Raw genomic sequence first — 16,182 nt, forward strand, 5'->3', positions numbered from 1 at the left:
CTCCGCAATGGTCAGTGGCTCGCCGCCTCCACCGCGGCCGGCACCGCCGCCCCGCCGGGCCGGGCGAAGCCGCCCTGGCGCAGGAAGTGCAGCGGCCCGCCGGTGAATGGCGCGAAGCCCGTGCCGAATATAACGCCGGCATCGGCCAGATCGGCATCGGGGACTACCCCGTCCCGCACGCAACGCTGCGCGGCCTGCAGCAGCGGCGTGACGATGCGTTCGGCCAGACCCTCCGGCGGCGTGCCGGCGCGGCCTTTCTGCGCGCGGCCAGCCACCCAGCGGTAATAGCCCTGCCCGCTCTTCCTGCCCAGATGGCCGGCGGCGACCAGATCGAGCAGTTTCTTCGGCGGCTCGGCCGCCTCGCCCGCCAGCGCCTTGCCGGCCGCCACGGCGATGTCCAGGCCCACGGTGTCCACCAGCTCGATCGGCCCCATGGGCATGCCGAAGGCGACCAGCGCCTCGTCCACGGTTTCCGGCGCGATGCCTTCCTCCACGCAGCGCAGGGCTTCCAGCATGTAGGGGCCGAGCACCGCGTTGACCAGGAAGCCGGGGGCGGACTTCACCGGCAGCGGCAGCTTGTCCAGGGCGCGCACGAAGGCGGCCGCACGGGAGAGCGCCCCGGCGTCGGATTCGGCACCTTCCACCACCTCCACCAGGGGCATCATCGCCACCGGGTTGAAGAAGTGGATGCCCACCAGGCGGGACGGGCTCTTCAGCGCGTTGGCGATGTCCTCCAGGCGCAGGCTGGAGGTGTTGGTGGCGAGCACGGCGTCGGGTTTCGCCCGCGCTTCCAGAGTTTGGAAGAGTTCGCGCTTGGCCTCCAGGTTCTCGAAGATGGCCTCGACGATCACGTCGGCGCGGGCCGCGCCGTGGCCCTGGGGGTCGGGGATCAGGCGGTCGAGGGCGAAGCGCACCTGCCGGGCGTCGCCACGCAGTTTCCGGTCGTAAAGTTTCGTCGCCCGCGCGATGGCCGGCGCGATGCGCTCCACGGACTGGTCCTGCAGGGTCACGGTCATGCCGCGCAGGGCGCACCAGGCGGCGATGTCGCCGCCCATGACGCCTGCGCCGACCACGTGCACGCGGCGCGGGGCGAAGCCGCCGTCCTTGCCGAAGCCTTTCAGCCGTTCCTGCAGGAAGAACACGCGCACCAGGTTCTGCGCCGTGGGCGAACCCAGGATGGTGGCCATCTCCCGCTCGGCGGCCAGCGCGTTGCCGCCGTGGCGAGCCCAGATGTCGAGGATGGCGTAGGGCGCCGGGTAGTGCTGCGGGCGCGCACGGCGGGCCACCTGCTTGCGCGCCTGGCGGGCCACCACGGCCTTGAGGGGGCCGTTGAGCAGGCGCAGCAGGAGCGGCAGGCGATGCGCCGGACGGCCGGAGAGGACCAGCATGCGCGCTGCGTTCTCCATGACCCGCTCCGGCACGCATTCGTCGGCCAGCCCGATGCGCTTCGCGCGCCGGGCGTCCACACCCTTGCCGGTCAGCATCAGGTCCAGGGCCGGGGCCGGGCCGATGAGCGCCGGCAGGCGCTTCATGCCGCCCCAGCCGGGCACGATGCCCAGCATGACCTCGGGCAGGGCCAGGCGGGTGGCGGGCTCGTCCACCACCACCCGGTAGCGGCAGGCCAGCGCCAGTTCCAGCCCGCCCCCCAGGCAGTGGCCGCGCACCAGGGCCAGCGTCGGGTAGCGCGCCGCGGCGAGGCGCTCGAAGGTGTTCCAGCCGCGGGCGATCAAGGCGCGGGCGGCGGCGGGGCTGTCCAGGGCGGAGAACTCGTGGATGTCGGCGCCGGCGATGAAGCCGGCGGACTTGGCCGAGGCGACGATCAGCCCGGCGGGCGGGGCGGCCTCGAAGGCGGCGAGGATGCGCGCCAGTTCGTCCAGGGCTTCCGCCGACAGGGTGTTGGCGGCCGATTCCGCGCGGTCGAACCACAGCCAGGCCAGGCCGTCCGCGTCCCGTTCGATGTACCAGTGCTTGTAGGTCACGCTCATCCCCGCGCTCCCGCGATGGATTCCACCAGCATCGCGCCACCCAGGCCGCCGCCGATGCAGATCGCCGCGATGCCGCGCCGCCCGCCCGTGCGGCGCAGGCGCTGCAGCAGGTGGAGCACGATGCGCGCGCCGCTCGCCCCCACCGGATGGCCCTGGGCCACCGCGCCGCCGTCGGCGTTCAGGCGCTCCCCGGCGATGGCGCCGGGGGCATCCGCCAGTCCCAGTTCGGCACGGCACCAGTCGGCGTCGGCAAAGGCACGCTGGCAGGCGATGACCTGGGCGGCAAAGGCTTCGTTGATTTCCCAGGCGTCCACATCGTTGGGCGTCAGCCCGTGGCGCTGCAGGAGGGGCACGGCCGCATGCACCGGCCCCAGGCCCATCTGCGCCGGGTCCAGCCCGGCCCACTGGCTGTCGGCGATGCGCCCCAGGGGTTCCAGGCCGTGGCGCTCCACCGCCTCTTCGGAAGCCAGCACCAGCCAGGCCGCACCGTCGGTGATCTGCGAACTGTTACCGGCGGTCACGCGGCCGTAGCGCTTGTCGAAGAAGGGCTTGAGCTTGGCCAGCCCTTCCAGCGAGGCGTCGCGGCGCAGGCCGTCGTCGTGGCGGTAAACGGTGCCGTCCCGGTCTATCAGGGGCACGATCTCGGCGTCGAAATGCCCGGCATCCTGGGCCGCGGCCACGCGGCGGTGGCTGGCCAGCGCGTACTCGTCCATCTCCACGCGGGAGATGCCGAAGCGGTGGGCCAGGTTCTCGGCGGTCTGGCCCATCATCTGGCCGACGATGGGGTCGGTGAGTCCCTTCATGATGCCGATCACCGGCGCCAGGTGGCCCAGCCGGAAGCGGCGCAGGGCGGCGAGCTTGTGCCCGGCGGTCTTCGCCGCGTACCAGCCGGAAAGCCAGCGCACCATGGCGTCGGAGAACAGCAGCGGCGCCCGGGACAGGGCATCCACGCCGCCCGCCAGCACCAGTTGCGAGCGCCCGGCGCGGATGTTGGCGATGGCCGAATCCAGCGCCTGCATGCCGCTGGCGCAATTGCGCATCACCGTCCACCCCGGCACCTTCTGCCCGCAGCCCATGCGCAGCGCCACCACGCGGCCGATGTTGACCTCGTCCGGCGAGGGGCTGGCGCAGCCCAGGATGACCTCGTCGAGCTGGTCCGGGGCGAAGCGCTGGCGCGCCAGCAAGGCGCTGCCCGCGGCGGTGGCGAGGTCGGCGGCGGCGAACGGCCCCGGCGCGTTCTTCGCCTTCAGGAAGGGCGTGCGCGCGCCATCGACGATGTAGACCGAATCGCTCATGCGGCCACCTTTTGCTGCTTGCGCGGCTTCTCGCCGGCGTCCTCCGGCAGTTCGGCCAGCGCGGCGCGCAGGCCGAAGTCGTAGGGGAAGTCGTCCACGCGGATGACCTTGTCGCGCAGGCGGTTGCGGCACTCGATCAGGGCGTACTCCCCGGCGTCGATCACGCCGGCCTCCAGGGCCTTCGTCCAGACGACATCCGGTCCGCCGCCGACGATGACGCCGGGACGGAAGCGGCCGTCCTTCTGCGCCTGCTTCAGCTTGGCCTCGACGGGTTCGGCCGCGATGGTGGCGGCCAGCGCCGCCTCCAGCGCACCCAGCGGTTCTTCCGGGTCTGCGGGGAGATAGGTGCCTGCGGTCAGGCGGTCGCGGGTGGCGGACGGTGCTATCAGCAGGCGCGCCACCTCGTGCCCGAGGCGGTCGGACGGCACCACGTAGGGCCGACCGAGGGGAAAGACCGCCAGGCGGCGCAGCACGGTGGCGAACAGGCGGTTGGGGAAGTTGGCGATCACGCCCTCGAAGGCGTTCTGGGCGCGGAACATGCAGTCCCAGATCGCCCAGTGCATCAGCGGCGCATCGGCGGCCTGGCGGCCTTCGGCCTCGTAGCGGCGCAGCGTGGCGCTGGCCAGATACATCAGCGACAGGATGTCGCCCAGGCGCGCGGAGAGCTTTTCCTTGCGCTTGAGCGCGCCGCCCATGGTGCCCATGGAGAGGTCGGCGAGGAAGGCGAAGGCGGCCGAGAAGCGGGTGAGCTGCTGGTAGTAGCGGCGCGTTTCCGGCGCGACATCGGCGGGCACGGCGACGAAGTGGGAGCCCGTCAGGCCCATCACCAGCGCGCGCGCGGCGTTGGACACGGTGTAGCCGATGTGGCCCCAGAACGCGTCGTCGAAGGCGGCGAGGTCGCCGTTCTGCGCCGCATGCATCTCCGCCAGCACGTAGGGATGACAGCGGATCGCACCCTGGCCGAACAGGATCAGGCTGCGGGTGAGGATGTTGGCGCCTTCCACGGTGATGCCCACCGGAATCTGCTGGTAGGCGCGGCCGAGGAAGTTCTGCGGCCCCAGGCAGATGCCCTTGCCGCCGATCACGTCCATGCCGTCGTTGACGGTCTGGCGGGCGCGCTCGGTGACGTGGTATTTGACGATGGCCGACACCACCGAAGGCTTCTCGCCCAGATCCACGGCGCCCGCGGTCATGATGCGCGCGGCGTCCGACAGATAGGTGTTGGCGCCGATGCGGGTCAGCGCCTCCTCCACGCCCTCGAAGCGGCCGATGGCGGTCTTGAACTGGTAGCGCACGCGGGCGTAGGCCCCCACCGCGCGGGCGGTGAGCTTCTGCATGCCGGTGTTGGAGCCGGGCAGCGAAATGCTGCGCCCGGCGGCCAGGCACTCCATCAGCATGCGCCAGCCCTGCCCGGCCATCTGCGGTCCGCCGATGATGAACTCCAGCGGCATGAACACGTCGCGACCGCGGATCGGGCCGTTCATCCACACCGCGTTGAGCGGCAGGTGGCGGCGGCCGATGTCCACGCCCGGATGGTCGTGGGGCACCAGCGCGCAGGTGATGCCCAGGTCCTCGGTCTCGCCCAGCAGGCGGTCCGGATCGTAGAGGCGGAAGGCCAGGCCGAACACCGTGCACACCGGCGCGAGGGTGATGTAGCGCTTGTCGAAGCTCACCCGCATGCCCAGCACTTCCTTGCCCTGCCACTGCCCCTTGCACACCACGCCGGCATCGGGGATCGAGGCCGCGTCCGACCCGGCCCACGGGCTGGTCAGCGCGAAGGCGGGAATCTCCTCGCCACGGGCGAGGCGCGGCAGGTAGTGGGCTTTCTGCTCCGGCGTGCCGTAGTGCAGCAGCAGTTCGGCCGGGCCCAGGGAATTGGGCACCATGACCGTGACGGCCGGAGCCGACGAGCGCGTGGACAGCTTGGTGATCACCTGGGAGTGGGCGTAGGCGGAGAAGCCCTTGCCGCCGTATTCCTTCGGAATGATCATGCCGAGGAAGCCCTTGTCCTTGATGTACTGCCAGACCTGCGGCGGCAGATCCTGCTGCTGCGTGCTCGCCCAGTCGTCGGTGAGGCGGCACAGTTCCGCGGTCTCTTCGTCCAGGAAGGCCTGCTCCTCGGCGCTGAGCCTGGGCCATGGATAGGCCAGCAGTTTCTTCCAGTCCGGCCGGCCGGCGAACAGCTCGCCTTCCCACCACACGGTGCCGGCTTCCAGCGCGTCCTTCTCGGTCTGCGACATGGCCGGGAGCGCACCACGGAAAGCGCGGAAGACGGGCGCCGTGACCAGCGCGCGGCGCAGGGGGCGGATCAGGAACAGCGCCGAGAAGAGCGCCCACAGGCCGAGCACCACCACCGTGGCGACGGGCGACAGGGCCGCCGCCCAGCACAGCCCCGCCAGCCAGGCGAGGCCAACCCCTGCCCAGGCAAAAAATGGCGCTCGCCCGTAGGCGAGCGCACCTGCCAAGGGAGGGAGGGAAACGATGAACAACCAGATCATTGCTGTCTCCTTCTACTCGGCCCCGCGGTCTTGCCGCCGCGGTCTGCCGTCTGGTCAGTTAATGGAAACTGCTACGTCCTCATGCCGCCTCGCGCCCGCCGCGGCGCTGTTTCTCCAGCTCCGCATGATCCGGCAACGGCGCGCGCAGGCCGCCGAGCAGGAAGGACATCAGGCGCGGCATCAGGCGCGCGGGGTCGGCGTCGTCGAAATTGCCGGCGAAGAGCTGCAGCGCGTCGGTGCCGGCGATGGCGTAGGACATGGCCCCCATCATGAAATGGAAGCGCCACAGGATTTCCTCCCGCGGTACGTCCGGCAGCGCGCGGTACAGGGCGCCGAGAAAGCGCTCCAGCACCTCGGCGTATTCCTCGGCGAGGAACTGGCGCACGAAGGTGTTGGGTTCCGTATAGGTTCGACCGAGCAGGCGCATGAAAGTGTGGCCGCCGTGCTCGGTGTCGGCCGCCAGCGCGAGCGCGGTGCCGAAGAAGGCCTCGACGATGTGGCTGGGCTTGAGCGTCGCACCGCCGGCCTCGGCCTCCAGCTTGTCCAGCGCCGCCAGGCGCTGGCGGTTCAGCTCGGTGAGGCGGCGGCGGAAAATCTCCTGGATCAGCGCGTCCTTGCTGCCGAAGTGGTAATTCACCGCCGCCAGGTTCACGCCCGCGCGGCTGGTGATCATGCGCATCGAGGTGGCTTCGAAGCCGTGCTCCACGAACAGCACTTCGGCCGCATCGAGAATGCGGCTGCGCGTTTCGGGCGGATGTGGGCGGATCGGCGTGCTCATTGGCTGTCCCCGGGTTCTTGGCTGAACGTCCTGCGGTCCGGCACGGTGCAGATTCGTTCAAACGTTTGTTTGAATTGTACGTTCAAATTCGCTTACGTCAAGCCCATTTGCGAACGCGGCCGTTGCGGACAGAATCCGCGCCGCAATCGCCTGCCACGGCGGCTCGCCGGGCAGGCGCCGGGGGGCCGCCGGCACTGGACGCGGACACCCGCCGCAGGCAATATGCCTGCTCAACCCAGTACGGTTCGGTTGGTGCCGTCCGCGTCGAGTTCGGCGCGTGGGCCGGCACGGCACGCCCGTCCGAAGCCGGGCCGCAGGGCTCGGCGTGGACGGGTCGCCGCCCAGCCGAACGGCACTGGTTCCAGAACAAGCTTGCATCTTCGGCCGGCAGCCTCACGGGGTCCTGCCGCTCGCGGAGTCATCAGTGACCGACCGGAATACCCTTCTCCCGTCAGACAGCGCCCCCGGCCCCACGTCGTACGCCGAACTGCTGGCCGCCTGCGGCGAGTACCAGTTGCAGCGCATCGGCACGCTGCTGGAGGAAGCGGTTCGGCGCATCGATGCCGAACTGCAGGAACGCCGCCATACCGCCGCCGAACTGGCCGAATCCCTCAGCCTGCTGGAAGCCCAGTACCAGTTGCGGGCGATGGGGCGCAGCCTGGCGACCAAGTTCCGGCGCAGCTACGAAGCGGCCTTCCGCCGCCGCACCGAAAGCGCCCCACTCGCGGCCGCCCAGAGCGCGGAGGACTGTCTGCTGCCGGACTTCAAGCTCTTCGCCGCACCGCAGATCGCAGTGGCCCCCGAGGCGCGCGAACTGGCGGCCCCGCTGCAGGAAGCGGCCGCCGCCGAACTGGCCGGCCTGCGTCCGCGCGTCGCCTGGCTGTGCGGCCACGAAACCCTGAGCGACGACGCCGATCCCCTCGGCCCGGTCGCCGTCTGTGAAGCCGTCCTCGAACTGTGCGCCGAACTGGCGGGCGCCGAGGAGAACCGCACGCTGATCAAAGGCATGCTGGCCGACGCGGTACGGGACGGCCTGCCTGCGCTGTACGCCGAAATGGGCGCCCAGCTCGCCCGCTTCAACGTGCCGCCGCTGCGCACGCCGGCCGGCGCCGCCGAACCTCCGCCAGCCGCGGCCGCGGTGCGGAAGGCGCAACCGGCACCCGAAGCGCCGCCCCCCGCTCCCCGGGCGAAAACCAAGGCACCGGCCCCGGCCAACCCCCGGCCGGCGCTCGCCGGCGCACTCGCCAGCCTCGCCCCCGGCGCCCAGGCGCTGACCCTGGGCGGGCGCAGCTTCGCCCTGCGCAGCACGAAGGAACCGCACACCAACCTGGCGCGCGATCTGCTGGCCCAGGGACTGGGCGACAGCCTGGCGGACGAGGAACGCATCATCGTCGACGTCGTCGCCACATTGTTCGACCACCTGTTGGGCAGCGCCAGCATCCCGGCGCCGATGAAGCTCCTGATCGCGCGGCTGCAACTGCCCATCCTGCGCCTCGCGCTGGCGGACCGCGACTTCTTCGCCGACCGCGGCCATGCGGCACGGCGCCTGCTGAACCTGTTCGCGCTGGCGGGCGCCACCTGGGACGGCGAGATCACCCCCGACAGCGCGCTGCACCGCACCGCCATCCGCCTGATCGCGCAGATCGAAGCCGAATCGCCGCTCGATCCGGCGGTGTTCGCACGCAGCCGCGATGCCTTCGAAAACTGGCTCAACGAACAGGAGCGCGCCGCCGACGAACGCGCGGCCACGCTCACGGAGAAGCTCCTGCAACGCGAACGCTTCGAACTGTCGCGGCGTGAGGCGGAAAAGGCCGTGGCCGAAGTGTGCGGCGACGAAATCCTGCCCGAGACGCTGCACCGGTTCGCCACCACCACCTGGGTGCAGGTGCTCGTCCACTCCCGCGTCAACGGCGGCAGCACCTCCGCCGAATGGCGCGAGGCCCTGGCCGTGTTGCAGGACCTGGCGTGGAGCGTGCGCCCCAAGTACGGCACCGACGAGCGCGAACGCCTGGCGCGCCTGCTCAAGCCGCTGGTCGCCGCGCTGCGCACCGCCATGGAGCGCGCCGGCATCGATTCCGCCACGCGCGACCGCTTCCTGGCCGAACTGACGCGGCTCCATGCCGCCGCGGTCAAATCCGGCATGAGTGCGCCCCCGCCCGCCGACGAATCCAGGCCGGCAAGGGAGATCGCCTACCGCGGCGATGCCGAGCCCGAGGACGATCTCGGCGGCGAGCTGGAGGTGGACATGCTGGGCCGCGGCGACTGGGTGGAACTGCGTGAACCCGGCGGCAGCGTGCGCCGCGTGCGCCTGACCTGGATCAGCCCCTCGCACACCCTCTACCTGTTCGCCAACCGCCAGGGCCAGCGCGCGGTCGCCCTGACCCGCGAGGAACTGGTGCGCCGCTACAACGACGGCGAAGCCTGCTCCGCCGGCACCGACTCGCTCGACCGCATCGTCGACGATGCCCTCGACAGCCACGAGAACGGAAAATGAACCAGACCAACCGACCGCTGCGCAACCCGGACGAGACGCGCGGCCAGATCCGCCGCTTCCTCCTCGACGCCGAATCCCTGCCCAGCCCCAAGGGCGCCGCGGTACGCCTGATCGAACTGGCGCGCGATCCCAACGCCAGCATCGACGAGACGGTACGGGTCATCCAGACCGACCCCGCGCTCACCGGCTTCGTCGTGCGCGCCGCCAACGCCGCGCGCTTCGGCGGCATCGAACGCACGCTGGATCTCAAGCGCTCCGTGGTGCGCGTCGGCATGCAGATGGTGCGCGCCCATGCACTGGCCATGTCCATGATCCGCGACAACAACAAGCTGCGCTGCCCGCGCTTCAATTACAACCGCTTCTGGACCGAATCCCTGTACACCGCGGTGCTGATGGACATCCTCGCCAGGCGCTACCGCGAGTTCCGCCCCGGCGAAGCCTTCGTGCTGGGCCTGCTCGCCGGCGTCGGCCGGCTGGCCTTCGCCACCGCGGCGCCGGAGGAATACAGCGTGGTGCTCGAACGCGCGGCCGCCCACGGCGCACCGCTGGAATTGCTCGAACAGCAGGCCTTCGGCTTCGACCACCACGAACTTTCCTCGGTGCTGCTGGCCGACTGGGGCGTGCCCACCGAGCTGGCCGACATCGTGTACTGGCAGTGCGACCCGGAAGGCGGCGGCTTCGCGCCGGAATCCCGCCCTTATCTGCTCGCCGGCGTGCTGCAGTTGGCCGCCGGACTGGCGGCCGAAGCCCTGGCACCGCCCGAGGAGGGGGGCGGCAGCGGCATCGTCTACCTGCGCGCTGCACTGCTCGAACTGGACGAAGCGGACGTCGCCGAACTGACCGCCGAGGCGCTCACCGAACTGCGTGATTGGCTGCAGACGACCGGCCTGCCGCCGCTGCCCAAGCCGGCCGGCTGACGGCGTGCCGCGCAGGGGCGGGAGTAGAATCGCCGCCATGCGACGCGCCGCCTCCCTCCCCCTGCCCGCCGACGAGCCCGCCCAGCGCCGCGACTGGCACACGCTGAAAAGCCTCTTTCCCTACCTGTGGGCCTACAAGGGCCGGGTGATTTTCGCCCTGCTCTGTCTGGTGGCGGCCAAGGGTGCCAACGTCACGGTGCCCATCGTCTTCAAGCACCTGATCGACACCCTGGGCCTCACCACCGAGCAGGCCTACGTGGTGGTGCCGGCCGCGCTGCTGCTTGCCTACGGCGTGCTGCGCTTTTCCACGGCGCTGTTCACCGAACTGCGCGAATTCGTCTTCGTGCGCGTCACCCAGCAGGCGGTGCGGCAGATCACGCTGCAGGTGTTCCGCCACCTGCACGCACTGAGCCTGCGCTTCCACCTGGAGCGCCAGACCGGTGGCCTCACGCGCGACATCGAGCGCGGCACGCGCTCCATCAACACCCTCATCGGCTACACCCTGTACTCCATCCTGCCCACGCTGGTGGAGATCGGCCTGGTGATCGGCATCCTGCTGGTGCAGTACGACAGCATCTTCGCGCTCGTCACCGGCGTCACGCTGGGGGCCTACATCGTGTTCACGGTCAAGGTCACCAACTGGCGCAACGCCCTGCGCCGGCGCGCCAACGAGCTGGATTCCGCCGCCAACGCGCGCGCCATCGACAGCCTGCTCAACTTCGAGACGGTCAAGTACTTCAACAACGAGGATTTCGAGGCCGCGCGCTACGACGAGCAACTGCAGAAGTGGATCCACGCCCAGACCCTGAACCAGCAGTCCCTGGCGCTGCTCAACCTGGGCCAGGCGGTCATCATCGCGGTGGGCGTGACGGTGATGATGTGGCAGGCGGCGATCCGCGTGGCCGCGGGCAGCATGACCATAGGCGACATCGTGCTGGTCAACGCCTTCATGCTGCAGCTCTCCATCCCGCTCCACTTCCTCGGCATGATGTACCGGGAACTGCGCCAGGCGCTCACCGACATCGAACGCATGTTCGGCCTGCTCGCGGTGAACGAGGACGTGGCCGACGCGCCCGACGCCCGCGAGTTGCCGCCGGGGCCCGCCTCGGTGCGCTTCGAGGCGGTGCGCTTCGCCTACGATCCGCGCCGCCCCATCCTCCACGACGTGGATTTCCAGGTGCCGGCCGGGGCCACGGTGGCGGTGGTCGGCCATTCGGGCTCGGGCAAATCCACGCTGGCGCGCCTGCTGTACCGCTTCTACGACGTGCAGGGCGGCGCCATCCGCGTGAATGGCGAGGACATCCGCAAGTTGACCCAGTCCAGCCTGCGCGCGGCCATCGGCATCGTGCCGCAGGACACGGTGCTGTTCAACGACACCCTGTACTACAACATCCTGTATGGCCGCCCCGAGGCCGGCCGCGCGGAGGTGGAGGCCGCCGCCGAGGCCGCCCAGCTCGGCGATTTCATCGCCCGCCTGCCGGCCGGCTTCGACACCCGCGTGGGCGAGCGCGGGCTCAAGCTCTCCGGCGGCGAGAAGCAGCGCGTGGCCATCGCCCGCGCGCTGCTCAAGGACCCGGCGATCCTGATCTTCGACGAAGCCACCTCGGCCCTGGACTCCAAGACCGAAAAGGCCATCCAGGCGCAACTGGAACGCGCCGCCGCCGGGCGCACCGCGCTGGTCATCGCCCACCGCCTGTCCACGGTAATGAACGCGGACGAGATCATCGTGCTCGACCAGGGCCGCATCGTGGAGCGCGGCACCCACGCCGCGCTGCTCGCCCACGGCGAGCACTACGCGCGTATGTGGGCGCTGCAGCAGCAGGAGGCGGAACGGGCCGAGGGCAGCGCTTAGGGCGACGCCACCTGCCAGCCGCCGGCGCCGCGCGCCTTCACCTGGTACATGCTGCGGTCGGCCACGCGCATCAACTCGTCCAGCGTCTCCCCGTGCCGCGGATACAGGCTGATGCCAACGCTGGCGCCGATGCACAGTCGCTCGCCGTCCGGTTCCAGCGGCACGCGCAGGGCGTCCAGCACCTTGTCCGCCACCCGCCCGGCATCGTCCGGCGCGCCCGTGCGGCCGAGCAGGATGGCGAACTCGTCGCCGCCCATGCGCGCCACGGTGTCGCTCTGGCGCACCTCCCGCAGCAAGCGTTCGGCCACGTGGCGCAGCATGCGATCGCCCACCTCGTGGCCATGGAGGTCGTTGAGCGGCTTGAAGCCGTCGAGGTCGAAGTACAGCAGCGCCATGCCGTGCCCTTCCCGCCGCGCCAGCGCCGCGCCCTGCTCGAAGCGGGTGGCGAGCAGCACGCGGTTGGCCAGCCCGGTCAGGCTGTCGTGCAGCGCCAGGTGCTGGATGCGCTCTTCGTGGGCGCGCCGTTCGGTGATGTCGGAGAAGATCGCCACGCACTGGCTGAGGCCGCCGCCCTCGTCGCGCACCGCGGTCAGCGACAGGGCCATGGGGTAGCAGCCGCCGTCCTTGCGCAGGCCTTCCAGCTCCCCCTGCCAGTAGTCGCGCTCCCGCAGCACCGGCCACAGCCCGGCGAGCACCTCCGCGTGCAGCCCTTCGCCGGCGAAGGGGTCGCGCGCAGAGCCGACCACCTCCGCCGCCCCGTAGCCGGTGATGCGGCTGAAGGCCGGGTTCACCGCCTGCACCGTGCCGTCGGCCGCGAACACGACGATGCCTTCGCCGCTGCGCTCGAACATGCGCGCCGCGACCTCCAGCCGGGCTTCCAGGTGCTTGCGTTCGGTGACGTCCATCATCACCCCGACCATGCCGCTCACGTCGCCGCCGGCGTCCCGGTGCAACGTGGCGCGCACCCTCACGTCGCGTGTCCGCCCGTCGCCGTCGATGACGCGGAAGGCCTCGTCCCAGGAACCACCGCCCGCAGCGACGAACTCCCGCCCGCGCACCCAGGCGCGGGCGCGGTCGTCCGGGTGCAGCAGATCGCTCCACGGCACGCCCAGGGCGCTGTCCGGCGCGCGCCCGGAGAGCCGGCTCCAGGCCGGGCTCAGATAGGCCACCCGCTGCCCCGCGTCGGTGCGGAACAGCACGTCCTGCAACTGCTCGGCCATTTCGCGGTGCAGTTGCTCGGATTCCGCCAGGCAGCGGTGCAACCGCTGCAGCGGCACGACCAGCGCCACCGCCATCAGGGCGAGCAGCAGGGCGATCGCGCGCGAACCCCAGATCAGCGCGGCGTGCCCCGGCGGCGCGCCCCGCGGCAGCGCCGCCATGCGCCAACTGCCTTCGAGCACGCGCACGTCGAGCAGGAAGGCGTCGGGGGCATCGAACAGCGCGGCGTCGCCCCAGAACACCGCGCCGCGCTCACCCAGGCCGTCCACGCCGCGCAACGCGATGCGAAAGGGGAATTGCGGATCGCTCAGGCCGATCTCCCGCAGCAGCCGGTCGAAATCGATGGGCGTGCTCATCATCCCCCAGTACGGCCCGCTGCGCGGCGGAGCACCGGGCGGCGAGAGATAGATGGGCACGCGGTGGATCAGCGCATTGCCGCCCTGCGCGAGTTCGACCGGGCCGGCGACCACCGGCCGGCGGCTGGCCAGCATCAGGCGCGTGGCCGCCCCCTGGGTGGGATGATTGAGCAGGTCCAGGCCCAGCACGGCCTCGTTGCTTTGCAGCGGATAGACGTAGGCGACGACGTTGTCGGGCGCCAGCGCGATGTTGCGCAGCAGCGTGCGTTCGGCCATCAGTTCGCGAGCGTGGCGTTCGAAGTCCGCCTCGCTGATGCCGCCGCGCACGGCGACCTCGGCGATCAGCCCGGCGGTGAGATTGGCCGCGCCGCTCAGGCTGCCTTCCAGGCGCGAGCGCATGCCCGCCAGTTCGCCCATGCGCTCGGCACGCCAGCGTTCGTGCAGGCTGTCGCCCACCAGGGAACCGACCAGGATCACCAGCGCCGCTGCCGTCAACCCCAATACCAGGAGCACGGTGAGCCCGGCAGACTGGCGCGTCACATTGCGCATCTCCACCCCGCAAGCGTTGCGTTACGCCATTGTAGGCATGCCCCTGGACGCATGCTGTGCGGTTCCACCGGCGACTGCGCCATCCGCTACACTGCCTGCAGGAATGCCGCGCCCGCGGCCCCTGTCGGCAAGCATGCCCGCCATGCGCCAAGGAGACGGAAGCATGACCCAACCCACCCGCCCGGAACACGACCTGCTCGGCGAACGCGAAGTGCCCGCCGACGCCTACTGGGGCATCCACACGCTGCGCGCGCTGGAAAATTACCCCATCACCGGCAAGCCCATCGGCAGCTACCCGGAACTGGTCAAGGCGCTGGCCCTGGTCAAGCAGGCCGCCGCGCGCGCCAACAACAAGCTCGGCCAGCTCGACGCCGGACGCCACCGCGCCATCGAGGACGCCTGCATCGACATCGCCGAGGGCCGCCTGCACAACCAGTTCGTCGTGGATGTGATCCAGGGCGGCGCCGGCACCTCCACCAACATGAACGCCAACGAGGTCGTCGCCAACCTCGCCCTGGAAAAGCTGGGCTGGCCCAAGGGCCACTACAAGGAGCTGCACCCGATCAACCACGTGAACATGAGCCAGAGCACCAACGACGTGTACCCCACCGCGCTCAAGCTCGCCGTGGTGTTCGCCATCCAGGGCCTGCTCGACGCCATGCAGGCGCTGCGCGAAGCCTTCGCCGCCAAGGCCGCAGAGTTCGCCGACGTGCTCAAGATCGGCCGCACCCAGTTGCAGGACGCGGTGCCCATGACGCTGGGGCAGGAGTTCTCCACCTACGCAGTGATGATGGGCGAGGACATCGCCCGCCTGCGCGAGGCCATCGCCCTGATCCAGGAGATCAACCTGGGAGCGACGGCCATCGGCACCGGTATCAACACGGACATCCGCTACGCCAAAATGGCCACCGAGTTCCTCGCCGAACTGTCCGGCGTGCGCCTGGTGCCGGCGGAAAACCTCATCGAGGCCACCCAGGACACCGGCGCCTTCGTGCAGCTCTCGGGCGTGCTCAAGCGCATTGCCTGCAAGCTCTCCAAGGTGTGCAACGACCTGCGCCTGCTCTCCTCCGGCCCCCAGGCCGGCTTCAACGAGATCAACCTGCCCGAGCGCGCGGCCGGCTCCAGCATCATGCCGGGCAAGGTCAATCCCATCATTCCGGAAGTGGTCAACCAGATCGCCTTCGAAGTCATCGGCAACGACGTCACCATCACCATGGCCTCCGAAAGCGGGCAACTGCAGTTGAACGCCTTCGAGCCCATCATCGGGCACTCGCTCTTCAAGAGCATCGAGCACCTGGAAGCCGGCTGCCGCACCCTCACCGACAACTGCGTGCGCGGCATCACCGCCAACCGGGATCTGCTCGCCGAGCGGGTGCGCACCTCGGCGGGCCTGGCCACCGCCCTGAACCCCCACATCGGCTACGAAAACTCCACCTGGGCCGCCCGCGAGGCGCTACGCACCGGGCGCAGCGTGGCCGAACTGGTGCTGGAGAAGGGCCTGATGGACAAGGAAGCCCTCGAACGCGTGCTGCGCCCCGAAGTCCTCACCGCGCCGCGGCGCGAATGAAACCATCCACCATGTCCCAACGCCCCCTCATCGCGCTGGTCGCCACCGGCGGCACCATCGCCGGCGCCGCCGCCTCGGCCACCGACACCACCGGCTACACCGCCGGCAGCCTAACGGCTGCCGACCTGCTGGATGCCGTGCCCCAGCTCGGCACCGTGGCCGAACTGCGCGCCGAACAGCTCTTCAATCTCGACAGCAAGGACATGGGCCCGACCCACTGGCTGGCCCTCACGCGCCGCGTCCAGGCGCTGCTGGACGACCCCGCCATCGACGGCGTGGTAATCACCCACGGCACCGACACGCTGGAAGAAACCGCCTTCTTCCTGCACCTTGCCCTGCACGGTGACAAGCCGGTGGTGCTGACCGCCGCCATGCGCCCGGCCACCGCGCTCTCCGCCGACGGACCGATGAATCTGTGGGAAGCGGTGGGCGTGGCGGCCAGCACCGAATTCCGCGGCCCCGGCGTGCTGATCGCCTTTGCCGGCGAAGTTTTCTCCGCCGAGGATTTCGCCAAGGGCCACACGGTGCGCCCGGCCGCCTTCGCCGCCCGCCACGCCGGGCCGCTGGGCCTCGCCTCGCCGCCCCAGCGCCTGCGCGCCCCGGCCCGTTCCGCCGCCGCCCTGCTCCCCCGCGGCGCGCTCGACAGCCTCGACACGCTGCCCTGGGTGGAAGT

General features: G+C 70.6%; 10 protein-coding genes. 5 read left to right on the forward strand and 5 right to left on the reverse strand.

What is annotated here, in order from left to right:
- Nucleotides 1-11: 11 nt before the first annotated feature.
- From E6O51_RS15075 to E6O51_RS15090, 4 genes are all read right to left on the reverse strand, one after another.
- Complete coding sequence (locus E6O51_RS15075; RefSeq protein WP_136385823.1) at nt 12-1,985, reverse strand: 3-hydroxyacyl-CoA dehydrogenase NAD-binding domain-containing protein; 1,974 nt, start codon at nt 1,983-1,985, stop codon at nt 12-14.
- The gene (locus E6O51_RS15080; protein ID WP_136385824.1) at nt 1,982-3,280 is read right to left on the reverse strand and encodes an acetyl-CoA C-acetyltransferase; all 1,299 of its coding nucleotides are present in this window, start codon (nt 3,278-3,280) and stop codon (nt 1,982-1,984) included. The genes E6O51_RS15075 and E6O51_RS15080 overlap by 4 nt, the downstream gene beginning before the upstream one ends.
- Nucleotides 3,277-5,778 (reverse strand): acyl-CoA dehydrogenase, encoded by a 2,502-nt coding sequence (locus tag E6O51_RS15085; protein ID WP_136385825.1) that lies wholly within the window; start codon nt 5,776-5,778, stop codon nt 3,277-3,279. Before E6O51_RS15085 ends, E6O51_RS15080 begins: the two co-directional genes overlap by 4 nt.
- Nucleotides 5,779-5,857: 79 nt before the next feature.
- Entirely contained in the window at nt 5,858-6,556 is a 699-nt protein-coding gene (locus tag E6O51_RS15090) for a TetR/AcrR family transcriptional regulator (RefSeq protein ID WP_136385826.1), read from the reverse strand.
- A gap of 424 nt (nt 6,557-6,980) precedes the next feature.
- On the opposite strand from E6O51_RS15090, the gene E6O51_RS15095 reads away from it, so the two are divergent.
- From E6O51_RS15095 to E6O51_RS15105, 3 genes are read left to right on the forward strand one after another with little or no spacing between them, the layout of a single operon-like run.
- Entirely contained in the window at nt 6,981-9,050 is a 2,070-nt protein-coding gene (locus E6O51_RS15095; RefSeq protein ID WP_168735290.1) for a DUF1631 family protein, read from the forward strand.
- Nucleotides 9,047-9,967 carry an HDOD domain-containing protein gene (locus E6O51_RS15100; RefSeq protein WP_136385828.1) on the forward strand — a complete coding sequence of 307 codons (921 nt, stop codon included), beginning with the start codon at nt 9,047-9,049 and terminating at the stop codon, nt 9,965-9,967. The genes E6O51_RS15095 and E6O51_RS15100 overlap by 4 nt, the downstream gene beginning before the upstream one ends.
- Nucleotides 9,968-10,004: 37 nt before the next feature.
- Entirely contained in the window at nt 10,005-11,819 is a 1,815-nt protein-coding gene (locus E6O51_RS15105) for an ABCB family ABC transporter ATP-binding protein/permease (protein WP_136385829.1), read from the forward strand.
- Here the strand turns inward: E6O51_RS15105 and E6O51_RS15110 are convergent.
- Entirely contained in the window at nt 11,816-13,933 is a 2,118-nt protein-coding gene (locus E6O51_RS15110) for a sensor domain-containing diguanylate cyclase (RefSeq protein WP_168735291.1), read from the reverse strand. The two genes, E6O51_RS15105 and E6O51_RS15110, sit on opposite strands and share 4 nt — an antisense overlap.
- Nucleotides 13,934-14,105: 172 nt before the next feature.
- Here E6O51_RS15110 and aspA point away from each other — a divergent pair, with 172 nt between their 5' ends.
- Together aspA and E6O51_RS15120 are read left to right on the forward strand one after the other, a co-directional pair.
- Nucleotides 14,106-15,509 carry an aspartate ammonia-lyase gene (gene aspA, locus E6O51_RS15115; RefSeq protein WP_136385831.1) on the forward strand — a complete coding sequence of 468 codons (1,404 nt, stop codon included), beginning with the start codon at nt 14,106-14,108 and terminating at the stop codon, nt 15,507-15,509.
- Nucleotides 15,510-15,520: 11 nt separating this feature from the next.
- The coding region (locus E6O51_RS15120) for an asparaginase (RefSeq protein WP_136385832.1) at nt 15,521-16,182 on the forward strand (662 nt) is incomplete at its 3' end.

This window comes from Pseudothauera rhizosphaerae, from assembly GCF_004801305.1.
Lineage (GTDB): Bacteria > Pseudomonadota > Gammaproteobacteria > Burkholderiales > Rhodocyclaceae > Pseudothauera > Pseudothauera rhizosphaerae.